Origin of the sequence: Kitasatospora sp. GAS1066B (assembly GCF_041262605.1) — a bacterium.
In the GTDB taxonomy this organism is placed as follows: Bacteria; Actinomycetota; Actinomycetes; order Streptomycetales; family Streptomycetaceae; genus Kitasatospora.
The window spans coordinates 186,307-203,500 of sequence record NZ_JBGCCO010000003.1; the positions used below are offsets into that span (position 1 = coordinate 186,307).

18 protein-coding genes and 3 pseudogenes are annotated in these 17,194 nt (G+C 73.3%); 15 read left to right on the forward strand and 6 right to left on the reverse strand.

What is annotated here, in order from left to right; genetic code table 11:
* Positions 1-219: 219 nt before the first annotated feature.
* Complete coding sequence (locus ABH937_RS04230) at positions 220-519, reverse strand: hypothetical protein (RefSeq protein ID WP_280694613.1); 300 nt, start codon at positions 517-519, stop codon at positions 220-222.
* Positions 520-854: 335 nt separating this feature from the next.
* Here ABH937_RS04230 and rpsF point away from each other — a divergent pair, with 335 nt between their 5' ends.
* From rpsF to rplI, 4 genes are all read left to right on the forward strand, one after another.
* On the forward strand, positions 855-1,145 hold the full coding sequence (gene rpsF / locus ABH937_RS04235; RefSeq protein WP_280694614.1) for a 30S ribosomal protein S6: 291 nt from the start codon (positions 855-857) through the stop codon (positions 1,143-1,145).
* A 98-nt stretch (positions 1,146-1,243) separates the two neighbouring features.
* Entirely contained in the window at positions 1,244-1,861 is a 618-nt protein-coding gene (locus ABH937_RS04240; protein WP_280694615.1) for a single-stranded DNA-binding protein, read from the forward strand.
* A gap of 79 nt (positions 1,862-1,940) precedes the next feature.
* Complete coding sequence (gene rpsR / locus ABH937_RS04245; protein ID WP_030304537.1) at positions 1,941-2,177, forward strand: 30S ribosomal protein S18; 237 nt, start codon at positions 1,941-1,943, stop codon at positions 2,175-2,177.
* Positions 2,178-2,194: 17 nt separating this feature from the next.
* The gene (gene rplI, locus ABH937_RS04250; RefSeq protein ID WP_280694617.1) at positions 2,195-2,641 is read left to right on the forward strand and encodes a 50S ribosomal protein L9; all 447 of its coding nucleotides are present in this window, start codon (positions 2,195-2,197) and stop codon (positions 2,639-2,641) included.
* 133 nt (positions 2,642-2,774) lie between these two features.
* Here the strand turns inward: rplI and ABH937_RS04255 are convergent, their stop codons facing one another.
* Entirely contained in the window at positions 2,775-4,175 is a 1,401-nt protein-coding gene (locus ABH937_RS04255; RefSeq protein WP_370217257.1) for an MATE family efflux transporter, read from the reverse strand.
* Positions 4,176-4,648: 473 nt separating this feature from the next.
* Here ABH937_RS04255 and dnaB point away from each other — a divergent pair, with 473 nt between their 5' ends.
* From dnaB to ABH937_RS04275, 4 genes are all read left to right on the forward strand, one after another.
* A complete protein-coding gene (gene dnaB, locus ABH937_RS04260; protein ID WP_370146688.1) occupies positions 4,649-6,199 on the forward strand; it encodes a replicative DNA helicase in 1,551 nt (516 codons plus the stop codon).
* A gap of 49 nt (positions 6,200-6,248) precedes the next feature.
* Complete coding sequence (locus tag ABH937_RS04265; RefSeq protein WP_370217258.1) at positions 6,249-6,818, forward strand: sugar O-acetyltransferase; 570 nt, start codon at positions 6,249-6,251, stop codon at positions 6,816-6,818.
* 232 nt (positions 6,819-7,050) lie between these two features.
* The gene (locus tag ABH937_RS04270) at positions 7,051-7,485 is read left to right on the forward strand and encodes a YciI family protein (RefSeq protein WP_370217259.1); all 435 of its coding nucleotides are present in this window, start codon (positions 7,051-7,053) and stop codon (positions 7,483-7,485) included.
* 130 nt (positions 7,486-7,615) lie between these two features.
* Complete coding sequence (locus ABH937_RS04275) at positions 7,616-8,914, forward strand: RNA polymerase sigma factor (RefSeq protein WP_370217260.1); 1,299 nt, start codon at positions 7,616-7,618, stop codon at positions 8,912-8,914.
* A 52-nt stretch (positions 8,915-8,966) separates the two neighbouring features.
* Here ABH937_RS04275 and ABH937_RS04280 read toward each other — a convergent pair whose 3' ends face one another.
* The gene (locus ABH937_RS04280) at positions 8,967-9,290 is read right to left on the reverse strand and encodes a DUF1330 domain-containing protein (RefSeq protein WP_280694622.1); all 324 of its coding nucleotides are present in this window, start codon (positions 9,288-9,290) and stop codon (positions 8,967-8,969) included.
* Between the two features lie 129 nt (positions 9,291-9,419).
* Here ABH937_RS04280 and ABH937_RS04285 point away from each other — a divergent pair.
* Positions 9,420-10,088 (forward strand): annotated as a pseudogene (locus ABH937_RS04285) (HAD family hydrolase); the annotation flags it as partial.
* 147 nt (positions 10,089-10,235) lie between these two features.
* Positions 10,236-10,712, forward strand: a complete 477-nt coding sequence (locus tag ABH937_RS04290; RefSeq protein WP_370217336.1) for a class I SAM-dependent methyltransferase — start codon at positions 10,236-10,238, stop codon at positions 10,710-10,712.
* Positions 10,713-10,766: 54 nt separating this feature from the next.
* On the opposite strand, the gene ABH937_RS04295 is transcribed toward ABH937_RS04290, so the two are convergent.
* Positions 10,767-11,120, reverse strand: a complete 354-nt coding sequence (locus tag ABH937_RS04295; RefSeq protein ID WP_370217338.1) for a winged helix-turn-helix transcriptional regulator — start codon at positions 11,118-11,120, stop codon at positions 10,767-10,769.
* A gap of 193 nt (positions 11,121-11,313) precedes the next feature.
* Between ABH937_RS04295 and ABH937_RS04300 the strand changes: the two genes are divergently transcribed.
* The 5 genes and pseudogenes from ABH937_RS04300 (at position 11,314) to ABH937_RS04320 (ending at position 15,546) form a co-directional block, all read left to right on the forward strand.
* Positions 11,314-11,973: an FMN-dependent NADH-azoreductase gene (locus tag ABH937_RS04300; protein WP_280694623.1), complete on the forward strand. Its 660-nt coding sequence runs from the start codon at positions 11,314-11,316 to the stop codon at positions 11,971-11,973.
* Between the two features lie 214 nt (positions 11,974-12,187).
* Positions 12,188-13,141, forward strand: a complete 954-nt coding sequence (locus tag ABH937_RS04305) for an MBL fold metallo-hydrolase (RefSeq protein ID WP_370217261.1) — start codon at positions 12,188-12,190, stop codon at positions 13,139-13,141.
* Positions 13,142-13,172: 31 nt separating this feature from the next.
* Positions 13,173-13,840, forward strand: a pseudogene (locus ABH937_RS04310) (molybdenum cofactor guanylyltransferase); the annotation flags it as partial.
* Positions 13,841-14,011: 171 nt separating this feature from the next.
* Positions 14,012-14,305 (forward strand): annotated as a pseudogene (locus ABH937_RS04315) (DUF6457 domain-containing protein); the annotation flags it as partial.
* A 50-nt stretch (positions 14,306-14,355) separates the two neighbouring features.
* Positions 14,356-15,546, forward strand: coding sequence for a molybdopterin molybdotransferase MoeA (locus ABH937_RS04320; RefSeq protein ID WP_370217339.1), 1,191 nt, complete (start codon positions 14,356-14,358; stop codon positions 15,544-15,546).
* Between the two features lie 12 nt (positions 15,547-15,558).
* On the opposite strand, the gene ABH937_RS04325 is transcribed toward ABH937_RS04320, so the two are convergent.
* Positions 15,559-16,404, reverse strand: coding sequence for a bifunctional 5,10-methylenetetrahydrofolate dehydrogenase/5,10-methenyltetrahydrofolate cyclohydrolase (locus ABH937_RS04325; RefSeq protein ID WP_280694627.1), 846 nt, complete (start codon positions 16,402-16,404; stop codon positions 15,559-15,561).
* Positions 16,401-17,021, reverse strand: a complete 621-nt coding sequence (locus ABH937_RS04330; RefSeq protein ID WP_370217263.1) for a cyclodeaminase/cyclohydrolase family protein — start codon at positions 17,019-17,021, stop codon at positions 16,401-16,403. Before ABH937_RS04330 ends, ABH937_RS04325 begins: the two co-directional genes overlap by 4 nt.
* Positions 17,022-17,194 lie beyond the last annotated feature (173 nt).

Below are 17,194 nucleotides of genomic sequence, written 5' to 3' on the forward strand. Positions count from 1 at the left end.
CCTCGCGACCCTATGGCTGTGTGACCCTATCGATGGCTCTGTGACCTTATCGTCCGAATGGTCCGTTTCGGCCGGGTCACACGCGGCGCGCTGACGGAACCCTAGGGGTGCGGTCCGCGATCGGGTGCCGGAACGGCGCGAACGGCGCCCTCCGAGGGGAGAGCGCCGTCTGATGCGCCGGCTGTGAACCGGGCTGCCGCCGGGCGGCTGCCCCGGAGGTCAGCCGAAGAGGCCGCCATGGGCCAGACCGATGCCGAGACCGAACGCGGAGGCGGCCAGTGCGATCACCGTCACGAACCGCTCGGCGGTGGTCACTGAGATGAACTGGCTCCACAGGCCGACGATGACGCCGGCGAGCCCGGTCCAGGAACTCAGCAGGTGCAGGCTGTGCACGAAGGACGTGCTGAAGGCCACCAGGCCCAGGATCACGGTCAGGCCCACCAGGGTGTTCTCCCTGGGGTGCCGGTGACCGTCGGTGTTGAGGGTGAGCGCGGGGAATCGGCGGATGGTCTGTGCCATGGAACCCACCTCCTGCGGAGGGCGAGCGCGGTGTGTGTACCCGTTCTGCCCAAGATTGCGCCGCTCCAGACGTCCCGGCAATCCATGGGTGTTTTGTTCGTCCGGATGGGTGCGGGTAGGCTGAGCGATCTGCACTGGTGTATCTGCGTCCTCGCCTGCCCGCTCGCGGGTCGGTGGCCCGTTTCGGGTCCGGCGGGGTCCGACTGTCAGACCTGGTCACTACCGTGGTCCCACCACAGTGGTCCGAGGTCGGCACGGCTCCAGTGCCGACGCCGTACAACCCTCCTGCCACGGAGAGACCGTGGCCGCTGAGTCCAAAGGAGGTGGGTTTACCCATGCGTCACTACGAGGTGATGGTCATCCTCGACCCCTCGGTCGAGGAGCGCGCTGTCTCCCCCCTGATCGAGAACTTCCTCAACGTCGTCCGCACCGGCGGTGGCACCGTTGAGAAGGTCGACACCTGGGGTCGTCGCCGCCTGGCGTACGAGATCAAGAAGCAGCCCGAGGGCATTTACTCGGTCATCGACCTCAAGGCCACGCCTGAGGTCGTCAAGGAGCTCGACCGCCAGATGTCGCTGAGCGAGTCGGTTCTGCGGACCAAGGTCCTGCGCCCGGACACCCACTGAGCCACCCTCGGGACTTCTGAAGTCCCGAAGGCTCATGTCCGATGTTTCACGTGAAACATCGCTGAACGGAACTCTTCCTCCCGAGAGGTCAGCACACCATGGCAGGCGAGACCGTCATCACCCTCGTCGGCAATCTCGTCGACGACCCCGAGCTGCGTTTCACCCCCTCGGGTGCGGCGGTCGCGAAGTTCCGCATCGCGTCCACTCCCCGCACCTTCGACCGCCAGACCAACGAGTGGAAGGACGGCGAGAGCCTCTTCCTCACGTGCAACGTCTGGCGTCAGCCGGCGGAGAACGTGGCCGAGTCGCTGCAGCGCGGCATGCGCGTGATCGTGCAGGGCCGACTGCGCCAGCGGTCTTACGAGACCAAGGAAGGCGAGAAGCGGACGGTCTTCGAGGTCGAGGTCGACGAGGTCGGACCGAGCCTGCGCTCGGCGACCGCCAAGGTGACCCGGGCCAACCGGTCCGGCGCTCCTGGTGGTGCCGGCGGCGGCTTTGCCGGCGGTGGCCAGCAGGCCGGCGGCGGCGGCCAGGGCGGCGGTTGGGGTGGCAACGGTGGCGGCCAGGGTGGCAACTGGGGCGGCAACGCCTCGGGTGGCCAGTCCGGTCCCTCCGACGACCCCTGGGCGTCCAGCGCTCCCTCTGGTGGCAACCAGGGTGGCGGCGGCTGGGGTGCCCCGTCCGGTGGCGGCTTCTCGGAAGAGCCCCCGTTCTAAGAGCTGACAGATTTCGTGCGACCCGGGACTCCCGCACTCGATGCGGGCCCCGGATCGTGATCCTCATTTGGAGCACACCATGGCGAAGCCGCCTGCTCGCAAGCCGAAGAAGAAGGTTTGCGTCTTCTGCAAGGACAAGGTCAACTACGTTGACTACAAGGACACGAACCTGCTGCGGAAGTTCATCTCCGACCGCGGAAAGATCCGTGCCCGCCGGGTCACCGGCAACTGCACCCAGCACCAGCGTGACGTCGCCACGGCCGTGAAGAACAGCCGTGAGATGGCGCTGCTGCCCTACACCAGCACCGCGCGCTAAGAGAGGGTGACCGAAAAATGAAGATCATCCTCACTCACGAGGTCCCTGGCCTCGGTGGCGCCGGCGAGATCGTCGAGGTCAAGGACGGTTACGCCCGTAACTACCTGGTTCCGCGTGGCTTCGCCATCCGCTGGACCAAGGGCGGCCAGAAGGACGTCGACGCGATCCGTCGCGCTCGCAAGATCCACGAGATCCAGACCATCGAGGCGGCCAACGAGTTCAAGGCCAAGCTCGAGGGTCTGCAGGTCAAGCTGGCCGTTCGCTCCGGCGACGCCGGCCGCCTGTTCGGCTCGGTGACCCAGGCCGACGTCGTCGAGGCCGTCAAGGCCGCCGGCGGCCCGGCGGTGGACAAGCGCGCCGTCACGATCGCCTCGCCGATCAAGACCGTGGGCACCCACAAGGTCTCGGTCAAGCTGCACGCCGACGTCAAGGCCGACCTCGACGTCGCCGTCGTCGCCGCCTGATCCAGGCTGCGGTAACGCGTCAACGAAAGGGCCGGGCCTCCCGCAGGGGAGGGCCGGCCCTTTCGCGTCTCCGGTGCCGGTCCGCGTGCCGGTCTGCGGTGCCGCCTGGCGCGCGGCGGTTCGCCTCGGGTGTTCAGGCCCGGACCGCGCCGGTCACCAGCCAGCGGCCGGTGCGCAACCGGCCGAGCAGGAAGGCGCAGCGCAGCAGGATGAAGAGGTTCAGCGCCCACCAGACGCCGGCCAGCCCCCAGCCGAGCGAGGGCACCACCAGGACCAGCGGCGCAAAGGCGGCCAGCGTGCCGAGCATCGCCCAGGCCAGGTAGCCGCCGTCGCCGGCGCCCATCAGCACCCCGTCCAGCACGAAGACCGGTCCCGAGGCGGGCTGGGTCAGCGCGACCAGCAGCAGGACCACGGAGAGCTGCGCGCGGACCGCCGGGTCGGCGGTGAAGAGGGGGACGTAGAGCGGCCGGGCCAGTACCACCAGCAGGCCGAGCAGCAGCCCCGAGCCGAGCCCCCACTCGACCATCCGCCGGGTCGCCGCCCGGGCACCGGCGCGGTCCCCGGCACCCAGGTAGCGGCCGATGGTCGCCTGCCCGGCTATCGCGATGGCATCCAGCGCGAAAGCCAGGAAACTCCAGAGCGCCATGGCGATCTGATGGGCCGCCACCTCGCGGTCGCCGAGCCGCGCGGCCACCGCGGTGGCCAGCACCAGCACCGCGCGCAGGCTGAGGGTACGGATCATCAACGGCCCGCCGGCCAGGGCACAGGCCCGGATCCCGGCGGGGTCGGGACGGAGCGCGGCCCGCTCGCGGCGGGCGCCGCGGACCACCACGGCCAGGTAGGCCGCGGCCATCGCGTTCTGGGCCAGGACCGTGCCCCAGGCCGAGCCGGCCACGCCCAGGTCGGCGCCGTAGACCAGGGCGAAGTTGAGCCCGAGGTTGGCGGTGAAGCCGGCCACGGCCACCAGCAGCGGTGTACGGGTGTCCTGCAGGCCGCGCAGCACGCCGGTGGCGGCCAGCACCATCAGCATGGCCGGGATGCCCAAGGCGCTGATCCGCAGGTAGGTCACCGCGTACGGGGCGGCGGTGGCCGAGGCGCCGAGCAGGTCGGCCACCCGTGGGGCCAGCAGGGCCGCCAGCAGCCCGACCGGGACGGCGAGCAGCAGGGCCAGCCAGACACCGTCGATGCCCTGCTGGACGGCCGCCCTGCGGTCGCCGGCGCCGATCCGCCGGGCCACCGCGGCGGTGGTCGCGTAGGCCAGGAAGACGAAGATCCCGGCGAGCGTGCTCAGCGCGGTGCCGGCCACGCCGAGGCCGGCCAGCTGGGCGGTGCCGAGGTGGCCGACGATCGCCGAGTCGCCGAGCAGGAAGAGCGGCTCGGCCACCAGCGCGCCGAAGGCCGGCACGGCCAGCGCGAGGATCTCCCGGTCGTGCCGGCGGCGCTCGTGCCGGAGCTCGGCGGCGGCCGGCCGCTCGGTGCCGGGCTTGCTGGGCGCGGGGGGAGTCGGCTCAGCGGTCGAGGGGCCAGCAGTCATGCGGATACCGTAAGGCATACACCGGTAAGCAGTACATGGAGTCTTGGTCATTACGGCTGCTGGGTGCCCAGCTGTGTGAAGTTTTTCTCATGCACAGCCGGTGGAAAGAGTCATCCCAGGTCAGCGAGTTGACACCGAGCGGATCGTCTGGTTATCCACAGGACTTTCCCCAAGCTTGTGCACAGGTTTCGGGCAGTTGTCCACAGTGATAGGCAGTTCATCCCCACCCCCTGTGGATAACTGCCCCGGATTTTCTTGGAACTAGGCCCACGCGCGCCTTAGCGTGGTCGCTCACCCGACGCGCCGCGCCCGCACCCGGCCGCCGTTCTGTCGGCCGTGTGGCGTATGAAGGAGGTGGAGCGGACCGTGATGGTGCCCTTCCACCACCCAGGCCACCTCGTCTTTGCACCAGACTCGCACCGCTCGCTGAACGGGGAACAAGCGTGACCGGCCCCCAGTACGACGACCACGACGTGCCGCCGCCCCCGGAGGACGACTGGCAGCCGTCCGACGACGCGTTCGGCCCCTCATTCCCCGCCGCCGGCCCCAGCGACCGCCTGCCGGTCACCCGCAACCGCGGCGAGGCCGCCGGGGGCGGTGGTGGTGGCAAGGGCGAGTTCCGCAAGCGTGACGGCGAGCGCGGGCGTGACGGCGGTCGGGACGGCGGGCGCGACGGCGGCCGGGAGGGCGGCGTCGAGGGTTTCGAGCGGGTCCCACCGCAGGACCTGCCGGCCGAGCAGTCCGTGCTCGGCGGCATGATGCTCTCCAAGGACGCCATCGCCGACGTCGTCGAGGTGCTCAAGCCGCTCGACTACTACCGCCCGGCCCACGAGCTCATCCACAGCGCGATCCTCGACCTCTACGCCCGCGGCGAGCCGGCCGACCCGATCACCGTCGCCAGCGAGCTGACCAAGCGCGGCGAGCTCACCCGGGTCGGCGGCCCCGGCTACCTGCACACCCTGGTCAACTCCGTCCCCACCGCCGCCAACGCCGAGTACTACGCCGAGATCGTCCACGAGCGCGCCGTGCTGCGCCGCCTGGTCGAGGCGGGCACCCGGATCGCCGGCATGGGCTACGCCGCCGAGGGCGATGTGGACGAGATCGTCAACGCCGCCCAGGCCGAGATCTACGCCGTCACCGAGCAGCGCACCAGCGAGGACTACGCGCCGCTGGCCGACATCATGGAGGGCGCCCTCGACGAGATCGAGGCGATCGGCTCCCGGCAGGGCCAGATGTCCGGCGTCCCGACCGGCTTCGCCGACCTGGACGCGCTCACCAACGGGCTGCACCCCGGGCAGATGATCGTGATCGCGGCGCGCCCGGCCATGGGAAAGTCGACACTGGCCCTGGACTTCTCGCGGGCCTGCTCGATCACCAACGGCCTGCCGAGCGTGATCTTCTCGCTCGAAATGGGCCGCAACGAGATCGCCATGCGCCTGCTCTCGGCGGAGGCCAGGGTCGCGCTGCACCACATGCGTTCGGGCAACATGACGGACGACGACTGGACCCGAGTGGCGCGCCGGATGCCGGACGTGACGGCGGCTCCGCTCTACATCGACGACTCGCCGAACCTGTCGATGATGGAGATCCGCGCCAAGTGCCGGCGCCTGAAGCAGCGCGCCGACCTCAAGCTGGTCGTCATCGACTACCTCCAGCTGATGCAGTCCGGCGGCTCGAGACGGGCCGAGAGCCGCCAGCAGGAGGTCTCCGACATGTCGCGAAACCTGAAGCTGCTGGCGAAGGAGCTGGAGGTCCCGGTGATCGCGCTCTCCCAGCTGAACCGTGGCCCCGAGCAGCGCACCGACAAGAAGCCGATGGTCTCCGACCTGCGTGAATCGGGCTCCATCGAGCAGGACGCCGACATGGTCATCCTGCTCCACCGCGAGGACGCCTACGAGAAGGAGTCCCCCCGCGCGGGCGAGGCCGACCTGATCGTGGCCAAGCACCGTAACGGTCCGACGGCCACCATCACGGTCGCCTTCCAGGGCCACTACTCGCGGTTCGTGGACATGACGCGGGACTGAGGCGGCGGCGGGTGCGGAGCGTGGCTGATCCCGATCCGAGAGGAGACCCGTGGGCGAGAACAAGCAGCGCATGCTGGCCGGGGACTGGTACCTCCCCGACGACCCCGAGCTGGGCGCGGACTCCGAGAGGCGGGCCGAGCTCTGTGCGGCGTACAACGCGGCCGGCCGGCTCGCTGCGGGCGAGCGCCGGGCGGTCCTGGAGGAGTTGCTCGGTTCGGTGGGTGACGGGGTGCGGATCCGGCCTCCGTTCCAGTGCGACTTCGGCTACCACATCAGCATCGGGGCCCGGACGTTCGTCAACTTCGGTGCGGTCTTCCTCGACGCGGCGCCCGTCACCATCGGGGCGGACGTGCAGATCGGGCCGAACGTCCAGCTCCTGACGCCGACTCACGAACTGGATCCGGATCGCCGCCGGGTCGGCTGGGAGCGGGCGATCCCGGTGACGATCGGCGACAACGTCTGGCTCGGTGGCGGGGTGATCGTCTGTCCTGGTGTGACGATCGCCGAGGACACGGTGGTCGGTGCCGGCGCGGTGGTCACCAAGGACCTGCCGGCCGGGGTGCTGGCGGTGGGCAACCCGGCCCGGATCGTGCGCGCCCTGGACGGGCGGACCAGCTGAGCGGTGGCTCAGTCGAGGACGGTCAGGTCCAGGGAGGCCAGACGTCTGCGTGCGGGAGCAGGCCGGCGCCGGCTGGGGGGGTGACGTCGGGGGAGGAGGCGCACCGGCGGGTGGTTCGGAAAAAGTTCAGCCGCGGTGTCGATTCGGCGTGCCGCCGTTCGACGCATGGGTGAAGGCTGGATGGAACCGGGTGGAGAGGCCGCTCGGGAGCCGGGCCGAGAAGGAGACTGCGATGCGCTACATGATGATCGTCCGGGCTGATGAGAACACCGAGTCCGGCGTGCTGCCGCCGCCGGGGGTGTTCGAGGAGATGGGCCGCTACAACGAGGAACTGGTGAAGGCCGGGGTGCTGCTGGCGGCCGACGGGCTGCACCCGAGTTCGAAGGGGTTCCGGGTCAGCTGGCCGGGCGGGAAGCCGAAGGTGACCGACGGGCCTTTCACCGAGGCCAAGGAGCTGATCGCGGGCTACTGGCTGATCCAGGTGAAGTCGCGCGAGGAGGCCGTCGAGTGGGCCTGCCGGGTGCCGTTCGGCGAGGGCGGGGAGGTGGAGCTGCGGCAGATCTTCGAGCCCACCGACTTCCCGGCCGACGTGCTGCCGCCGGACGCGCTGGAGCGCGAGCAGGCACTGGCCGAAGAGGTGCGGCGCCAGCAGGCGCAGGCTCGATAAGGGCGCCGAGCGGGTGAGCTGCTGAGCAGGTGAGCTACGCCCGGCTCGGGGTTTGCAAAGGTTGCAAACCCCGAGCCGGGCGTAGCTTGCGCTTGCGACCCCCCGTCGCCCGCTGCTCTGATGGGTAGCCGTGACCACCGCGCAGCCGCACCACCCTGATGCCGACCCGGCCGCGCACCGCGCGGTGGCCGCCGTCTGGCGGATCGAGTCGCCGCGGCTGATCGCCGGGCTGACCCGGATCGTGCGGGACCTCGACCTCGCCGAGGAGCTGGCGCAGGACGCGCTGGTCGCCGCGCTGGAGCAGTGGCCCAGGGACGGCGTGCCGCGCAACCCGGGCGCCTGGCTGATGACCACCGCCAAGCGCCGCGCGATCGACCTGGTCCGCCGTGAGCAGCGGCTGGCCGGCAAGCTCGACCAGTTCGGCCACCAGCTGGCCGCCGAGCCCGCGCCGGGACCCGAGCAGTTCGTCGAGCAGGCCGAGGAGATCGAGGACGACCTGCTGCGCCTGGTCTTCATCGCCTGCCACCCGGTGCTCGCCACCGAGGCGCGGGTGGCTCTGACGCTTCGGCTGCTCGGCGGGCTCACCACCGAGGAGATCGCCCGAGCCTTCCTGGTCCCGGAGGCGACGGTCGCCCAGCGGATCGTCCGCGCCAAGCGGACGCTGGCCCGCGCCGAGGTGCCGTTCGAGGTGCCCAGCGGTCCGGAGCTGGCCCAGCGGCTGGACTCGGTCCTTGAGGTGATCTACCTGATCTTCAACGAGGGTTACGCGGCGACGGCCGGCGACGACTGGATGCGCCCCGCCCTCTGCGAGGACGCGCTGCGGCTGGGGCGGGTGCTGGCCGGGCTGGTCCCGAGCGAGCCGGAGGTGCACGGGCTGGTCGCGCTGCTGGAGGTCCAGGCCTCCCGGGCGCAGGCCAGAACCGGCGCGGACGGTGCCCCGGTGCTGCTGCTCGACCAGGACCGGTCACGCTGGGACCAGCTGCTGATCCGGCGCGGCCTGGCGGCGCTGGCCCGGGCCGAGGAGCTGGCGGCCGGCCCGCCCGGCCCGTACGCGCTGCAGGCCGCGATCGCCGCCTGCCACGCCCGCGCGGTGAGCGCCGAGCAGACCGACTGGGTGCGGATCGCCGCGCTCTACGAGGCGCTGGCCCGCCGGGCGCCCTCCCCGGTGGTGGAGCTGAACCGGGCGGTCGCGCTGGGCATGGCGTTCGGCCCGGCGATCGGACTCGACCTGCTCGACCAGCTCCGCGACGAGCCCGCACTGCGTGGGTACCACCTGCTGCCCGCCGTCCGCGGTGACCTGCTGGCGAAGCTGGGTCGGGTGGCCGAGGCCCGGGCGGAGTTCGAACAGGCGGCCGCGCTCACCCGCAACGGCCGGGAGCACGCGTTGCTGCTGGCTCGGGCGGCGGAGTGCGCCCGGCAGTCGAACTGACGGGCCGACACACCGGCGCAGGCCTCGAGCGACCAGGCTCCGCAGGTGCTCCTCAGTGGGCGAGCGTTGCCACGGCGCGGTAGCCGGCGTCGACTCCGCCGACCAGCAGGACGTCGCAGACGGCGTTGTCGGTGCGCAGCGCGAGGATGTCCTGGTAGGCGGGGGAGTCGTACCAGGCCTGGGCCCGCGCCAGGTCGGGGAACTCGATCAGCACCAGGTCGCCCGACCAGCTTCCCTCGCGCAGGTCGACGGGGTTGCCGTGGACCAGGAAGCGGCCGTCGAAGGGGTCGAGGGTCGCGTCGATCCGCTCCAGGTACTCGACGATCCCGGCGTTGAAGTCGACGGTGTGCAGGTGGCCGAGGGCGTAGGCGGTCATGGTGTCCTCCAGGTTGCGACCGGTTCGTTCGTTCCGCTGTCGACAGTACGGACGGCGCGGTCCGGGCGAATCGGTCAGCCATAGGTAGGCCGGTGACCGGTGTGCGGGGGAGATGCCTAGTCTGACCCGATGACAGAAACCGACAGCCGTACGAACGATCGCGTCGACCTGGTCATCTTCGACTGCGACGGGGTGCTGGTGGACAGTGAGCGGATCGCGGTCCGGCTGCACGTGGCACTCGCTGCCGAGTTCGGCTGGCCGCTCACCGAGGCGGAGGTGGTGGCGCGGTTCGTCGGCCGCTCGACCGCCTCGATCGGCGAGCAGGTCGCCGAGCGGCTGGGCGCGGCGGTGGCCGCCGACTGGCAGCGGGCCTTCGAGGAGCGGCACCGGGTGGCGGTGGACCGGGAGTTGGCACCGGTCGACGGGATCGAGGCGGCGCTGGCGGCGCTGCACCGGCCGTCCTGCGTGGCCTCCAGCGGCAGTCACGAGAAGATGCGGCACACCCTGGGGCGGACCGGCCTGTACGACTACTTCGACGGTCGGATCTTCAGCGCCACCGAGGTCGACCGGGGCAAGCCCGCCCCTGACCTGTTCCTGCACGCGGCGGGGCGGATGGGCGTGCCGGCGGCGGGCTGCGTGGTGGTGGAGGACAGCGGCCCGGGCGTCCGGGCGGCCCGCGCGGCCGGGATGCGGGTGCTCGGCTACGCGGGCGGCCTGACCTCGGCGGAGTCGTTGGCGGAGGCGGGCGCGCAGCAGGTCTTCCACGAGATGCGCGAGCTGCCCGGGCTGCTCGCGGCCCTGGCGCGCGGGGCGGACCGGGGCGCCGCCGCGGGCACGGCCGGCTATCAGGACGAGGCCGCCGTGCTGGTCGAGCAGTACGAGAGCGTCAGCTTCGCGCAGGTTCACCACGGACGGCTGCACCTGCTGCCGCCGGCGCCCGCCCGGGTGCTGGACCTCGGCGCCGGCTCCGGCCGGGACGCCGCCGCGCTGGCGGCGCTGGGCCACCAGGTCACCGCGGTCGAGCCCACCGCCGCGTTGCGCGCGGCGGGCGAGCGGCTGCACCAGGGGGCCGGGATCCGCTGGGTGGACGACGCGCTGCCCGGGCTGCCGGCGCTGCTGGCCGAGGGCGCCCGTTTCGACCTGATCACGGTGATCGCGGTCTGGATGCACCTGGCACCCGCCGAGCGGGCGACGGCGATGCGCACCGTGGCCGGGCTGCTCGGCCCCGGCGGGATGCTGCTGCTGACCGTCCGTCACGGTCCGGTGCCGGCCGGGCGGCGGATGTTCACGGTGCGGGCCGAGGAGGTCCTCGACCAGGCACGGGCGGCGGGGCTGCGCGCCGTGCACCAGGACGAGCGCGGGGACCTGCACGGGCGGGGCGACGTGCGGTGGAGCGAGTTCGGCTTCACCAACGACCGCTGATCGGCTGGCCCCTCGAACCGCTGGCCCCTCGAACCGCTGGTCCGCTGCGGCCGCTCAGCAGCCGGGTGGGACGGCCTCCGGTAGATGGATGGCGGCCCAGTTGCGCAGCTCGTCCAGGGCCGGGCGCAGCGCCCGGCCCGCCTCGGTCAGCCGGTAGCTGACCCGCAGCGGTGGTCCGTCGTCGACCAGGCGGACCACCAGGCCGGCCTCGGCCAGTTCGGTCAGCCGGTCGGAGAGCATCCGCTCGCTGATCCCGGGGATCGCCCGGCGAAGCTGGGAGAAGTGCGCGGGGCCGTTGCTGAGCACCGCCACCACCAGCCCCGACCAGCGCTTTCCGAGCAGCGTGAAGACCCGGGTCAGCGCGTTGTCGACGCTGGTGCACGGACCGAGCGTCGCCGCGGCCGCCACCGAGGCGACCTCGCACAGCTCGTTCGGTTCCGGCACGGTCCCGGTGGTGCTCAAGCCTGTCGGATCCAGCTCTGGCTCACCCATGCCGTCCAGGGTACGGCCATTCCATCGTGACTGCGGAAAAGTTAGCTGCTACGGTAATGACAGCTGCCAAGAAAACGGCAGTACCTATCGCGATGTATGGAGGATTGCCATGCCCACGCTGCTGCACATCGACTCTTCGGCCGTGACCCAGGGCTCGGTCTCCCGTGAGGTCGCCGCGACCTTCGCCCGGGAGTGGCAGGCCGCGAACCCGGACGGCACCGTGATCCACCGCGACCTGGGCGTCACCCCGGTGCCGCACCTCAGCGGTGCCGCGATCGCCGCCCAGTGGGCCCCCGCCGAGACGCACACCGAGGAGCAGCGGGCCGCCGCCGCGCTGCGCGAGGAGCTGATCGTCGAGCTGGAGCAGGCCGACGCGGTGCTGATCGGCGCCCCGATGTACAACTTCACCATCCCCTCCACGCTGAAGGCCTGGCTCGACCAGGTGGTGCTGTTCGGCCGCACCGGCGGCGAGGGCGGCTCGGTCGCCGGCAAGCCGGTCACCGTGGCCGTCTCGAACGGTGGCGCCTACGGGCCCGGCACCCCGCGCGCCGAGTTCGAGTTCGTCCAGAGCTACCTGCGCAAGGCCTTCACCGGGCTGCTGGGCATGGACGTGGACTTCATCGTGGCGGAGATGACGCTGGCCCGGGTCAACCCCGCGCTCGCCGAGTTCATCGAGCACGCGGACGCCTCCAAGGCGCAGGCCCACGAGGACGCGGCGGCCAAGGCGAAGGCGCTGGCCGGGCGGCTGGCGGAGCGCGTCGACGCCTGACGCCCCGTTGCCACTGTGTCGCCACACTTCGTCGTCGGCGGGCCGTCGCTGACGGTCCGTCGAAGGCCGGCCGGCGGACCGTGGCAGCGGCCCGCCGAGGCTCACTCGCCCGGGCGCGCCTGCCGGGCGACGCGGGGGGTCGGCTTCCATGCTGGTCCCGACAGCGCCCCCGCCCGGCGGGGCGCGAGGACCGCCGCGGATCAGGGAGAGCCAAGTGACCTCGTCGCCACCGCCGTCATCGCCGAACCAGCCCGCTCGATCAGGCGGGAGCGGCGGCGGCAACGGCGAGGACGGCGGGACCGGCGGGCACGCCCTCACCCCCGTGCCGGTGGGCGCCACCGCGACCACCCCACCCGGCCCGCCGCTGGCGATCGAGGTCTTCACCGGCCCGGAGTCGGCCTTCTTCGCCACCTCCAGCCTGATCCTCGGCGTGCGCGACGCCATCCTGGTGGACGCCCAGCTGACCCGCAGCGCCGGGCGCGAGCTGGCCGAATGGATCGCCGGCAAGGGACGCAACCTGCTGGCCGTGGTGATCACCCACCCGCATCCCGACCACTACTTCGGGGTCGAGGAGGTGCTCCGGCTCTTCCCGCAGGCGCATCTGCTCGCCGCTCCGCCGGTGGTGGAGGCGATCGCCGCGACGGCCGCCGAGAAGGTCCGGCAGTGGCGGCCGATCTACGGTGCCGACATCCCCGAGGCCCCGATCCTGCCCCGTCCGCTGCGGCCGCAGCCGCTGATGATCGACCGTCAGCTGATCCGGGTGCTCTACCTGGGCCAGGGCGACTGCGCCACCAGCACCGTGGTGCACGTACCCGGCTCGCGCACGGTGATCGCCGGTGACCTGGTCTGGAACGGCACCCACGTGTGGACCGTCGAGACCACACCCGAGCAGCGCGCCACCTGGATCCGCAATCTGGGCCGGATCGCTGACCTGGGCGTGAACCGGGTGATCGCCGGGCACCGGGCGCCCGAGCAGGACGACGACGCGGGCCGGGTGCTGGCCTTCACCGGCGAGTACCTGCAGGACTTCGACCACCTGCTCGCCCGGTACCCGCACGATCCGGACGCGCTGATCGCCGCGGTCGGTGAGCGGTACGGTGAGCTGACCCTGCCGACCGTGCTCGCCGCCGGCGCCCAGGCGCACGCCGGGCCGGCCGCCGCGGAATAGCGCAGCCGGCGTAGCGCGGATACTGGGGGCCATGACCAGAGCAGCGGCTCACCGGCAGGGCACGGACGGCGGTGCGGACGACGGCGCGATCGGGTACGACGCGATCGTGCTCGCGGGTGGCGCGGCCCGGCGGCTCGGCGGCGCCGACAAGCCGCGGCTGACGGTCGGCGGCCGCAGCCTGCTGGACCGGGTCCTGGCCGCCTGCGCGGGGGCTCGGAGCACCGTGGTGGTGGGGCCGGCGCCTACGCGCCCTGGCGGCCCGGCGGCGACCGGTGGGCCGCGGTGGACCAGGGAGCAGCCGCCCGGAGGCGGGCCGGTGGCCGCCGCCGCGGCCGGGCTGGCGGATCCGGCCGTGCGCGCGCCGGTGGTGCTGCTGCTCGCCGCCGATCTGCCGTTCCTGGACGCGGCGACCGTGCACCGGCTGGCGGCCGCCCTCACCGCCGAGGTCGCCGAGGGCGCCGAGGTCGACGCGGCCGTGCTGGTCGATGCCGAGGGCCGCGACCAGCCGCTGGCCGCCGCCTACCGCACGTCGGCCCTGCGCGCCGCGCTGGCCGGCCTCGGCGACCCGGTGGGCCTGCCGCTACGGCGCCTGACCGGCGGCCTGCGCACGGTCCGGCTGGCCGATCCTGACGGCGTGTCGCAGGACTGCGACACCTGGGAGGAGCTGGCCGCCGCCCGCAGCCGGGCGGACCGGCAGGACTGACCGGCAGGAGTGACCCCGGGGCCGCTCGACGGTTGTTCGCTCACAGCCCCGGTGCGGCCCCGTGAGCGAAACGACCCGAGGCGCTGATCCGCGCGACACGGTGGCGGGCCGTGGATCAGGCAGCATGGACCACCATGGAACGCACGCTGGACGACTGGATGGCCGAGGCCGCGGCCGAGCTGGGTATCGACCCGAAGGCCGAGATCCGGGAACTGCTCGACCTCGCCCGGGTGGTGGCGCACGGGGTGGACCGCCCGGCCGCCCCGCTGACCACCTTCCTGGTCGGCTACGCCGCCGCGGCCCGTGGTGGCGGGGCGGGCGCGGTCGGCGAGGCCGTGCGGCAGGTGACCGCGCTGGCCGAGCGCTGGGCCGCCGGGCCGAGGGCGGAGCAGGAGGCGCAGCGGCCGGCGGCGCCGCAGCCGTCCGAGACGCCTCCGCCGCCCGCCGTGGAGCAGCCGTGAGCGCCGCCGCGCCGCCGCTGGGCACCCAGGGGGCCGCCACCCCCACCCCCATGGCGTCCTGGCCACGGGCGCGCGCGATCGCCGGCCGGGCTCCGGCGCGTCCGCTGCCCGCCGTCGAACGCGAGCTCGACGCCGCGCTCGGCCACACGCTGGCCGTCCCGCTGGCCGCGCTCACCGATCTGCCGGCCTTCGACACCTCCGCGATGGACGGCTGGGCGGTGGCCGGCCCGGGCCCGTGGCGGCTGGCCGGGAGGGTCCTGGCCGGGCGGACTCCGCCGCCGCTGGCCGACGGCTGGGCCACCGAGATCGCCACCGGTGCCCAACTGCCGCCCGGCGCGACCGCGGTGCTGCGCCGCGAGCACGGCCGGGTCGAGCGCCCGGGCAGGGGCCCCGGCACGCTGCACTCGATGGTGCCCAGCGAGCCCGCGCCGGGCCAGGACGTCCGCCCGCGCGCTCAGGAGTGCCGCACCGGCGAGGAGTTGCTGCCGGCCGGTACGCCGGTCACGGCGGCCGTCCTCGGCCTCGCCGCCGCCTGCGGCTACGACCGGCTGGCGGTCCGTCGCCGTCCCACCGTCGACCTGCTGGTGCTCGGCGACGAGTTGCTGGAGTCCGGCCTGCCGGAGCCGGGACTGGTCCGCGACGCGCTCGGCCCGCTGCTGCAGCCCTGGTTGGGCACGGCCGGTGCCGAGGTGCTGGGGCGGCGCACGGTGCGGGACGACTTCGCGCTGCTGCGGGACGCGGTGCGGCACTCGGCGGCCGATGTGGTGGTCACCACCGGCGGTACGGCGGCCGGGCCGGTGGACTTCCTGCACGCGGCGCTGGCCGACTGCGGTGCCCGGCCGCTGGTGGACGGGGTGGCGGTCCGTCCCGGACACCCGATGCTGCTGGCCGAGCTGCCACCGGCCGGCCCCGACAGGGCGGTGCGTCATCTGGTCGGACTGCCCGGCAACCCGCTGGCCGCCGTGGCCGGCATGGTCACCCTGGCGCTGCCGCTGCTGGACGCGCTCGCCGGGCGCCGGACCGGCCCGGGCCGCATCGTGCGGACCGCCGCCGCGTTGCCCGGGCACCCCGCCGACACCCGGCTGCTGCCGGTGCGGCTGGGCGAGCGGGGTCCGGTGCCGCTGGCCTTCGACGGCCCGGCGATGCTGCGTGGCCTGGCGCTGGCCGAGGCGCTGGCCGTGGTCCCGCCGGGCGGTGTGGCGTCGGGCGAGCGGGTGGAACTGCTGGGCGTGCCGGGGTGAGCGGGGTGGCGGTCAGCCGGCCCGGTCGGCGGCCAGCACCGTGTGCCGCAGCAGCAGCGCGGTGGTGACCGGACCCACGCCGCCCGGCACCGGGGTCAGCGCGCCCGCCCGTTCGGCGGCCTGCGGCGCCACGTCGCCCACCAGGCCGCCGTCCGGGGTGGGGTTGGTGCCCACGTCGATCACCACCGCGCCGGGGCGCACGTGGTCGGCCGTGATCAGCCCGGGCCGGCCCACCGCCGCGACCAGCACCTCGGCGCCGCTGGTCACCGCCGCCAGGTCGGCGGTGCGCGAGTGGCAGACCGTCACCGTGGCGTCGCGGTCGAGCAGCAGGTGCGCGGCCGGCTTGCCGACCACCGTGGAGCGGCCCACCACCACGGCCTGACGGCCGCTCAGCGGCACCCGGTAGTGGTCCAGCAGCGCGACCACGGCCTCGGCGGTGGCCGGGGCGAAGGCGGGCAGCCCGCTGGCCAGGCGGCCCAGCGAGAGCGGGTTGGCGCCGTCGACGTCCTTCTCGAAGGCGATCGCCGAGGCGAGCTCCTCCAGGGTGGTGCCGGGCGGCAGCGGGGTCTGCAGCATCAGTCCGTGCACCGCGTGGTCGGCGCTGAGTTCGGCCAGCCGGGCGCTGATCGCGTTCGGCTCGGCGTCCGGGCCCAGGTCGTGGACGGTGCACTCCAGGCCGGTCTTCTTGGCCGCTCGCACGATCGAACGGACGTACCAGGCGCTGGACTCGTCGGCCGTGGCGGTGACCACGGCCAGCTGCGGGCGCCGGCCGGCGGCGGCCAACTCCTCGGCGCGGGCGGCGGCTTCGGCCCGGATCGCGTTGGCCAGCTCGGTGCCGGAGAGCACGGTGGCGGTCACTTGGCCAGCTCCGCCCGGACGGCGGCGGTGACCCGCTCGGCGCGGGCGGCGATCTCGTCCACCCGGGCGGTGTCGGCCAGCAGCGCCTCGCGGGTGCGCTCCTCGCGGATGCCGGTCAGGTTGACCTCGACGTTGACCCGGGCGGTGGTGGCCGCCGCCCGGGCCGCCTCGGCGGCGGCGGCGATGTCGGTGATCACGTTGGGGTTGCCGATCGGCAGCAGGGTCTCGGCCAGTTCGACGATGTCCAGCGCGGCGGTGATCACCTCGGCCGGCGGGCGGGCGGCGCCGACCAGCGCCTGGGCGATCGCCGCCGTGCGGGCCGCCTTGGCCGCGTCGTCGTCCGTGGGCAGCCGGTAGGCGTCGGTGACGGCGGTGAAGGCGGCCGCGTCCTGCTCGGCCAGGGTCAGGGCCCGGCCGCGCAGCGTCTCGCTCTCCCGCAGGATCCGCTCCACCACCGGCTGGTGGGCGGCGTACTTCTCCCCGGTGCTGTAGCGGGCCACCATGGCCAGCAGCGCCGCCGCCTGAGCGGCGTGCAGCGCGGCCGACGCGCCGCCCCCCGGGGCGGGGACCCGATCGGCCAGGCGGTCCAGGAACTCGCTGATTGTGTCGTCGCGCACGGCGGCTCTTCCTTGCAGGGGGGTCGGTAGGGCGCATTCTCGCATAGCTGATCGACCGTCAGATGGCGGCTCGGCACGGTGGCGGGGCCGTTCGGTGAACCGCGGCCCTTGACGTCTCAAGAGGTCTAGTCCATCGTCGTCACGGTACGCGTCGCATCGCCCTGCCGCCCCCC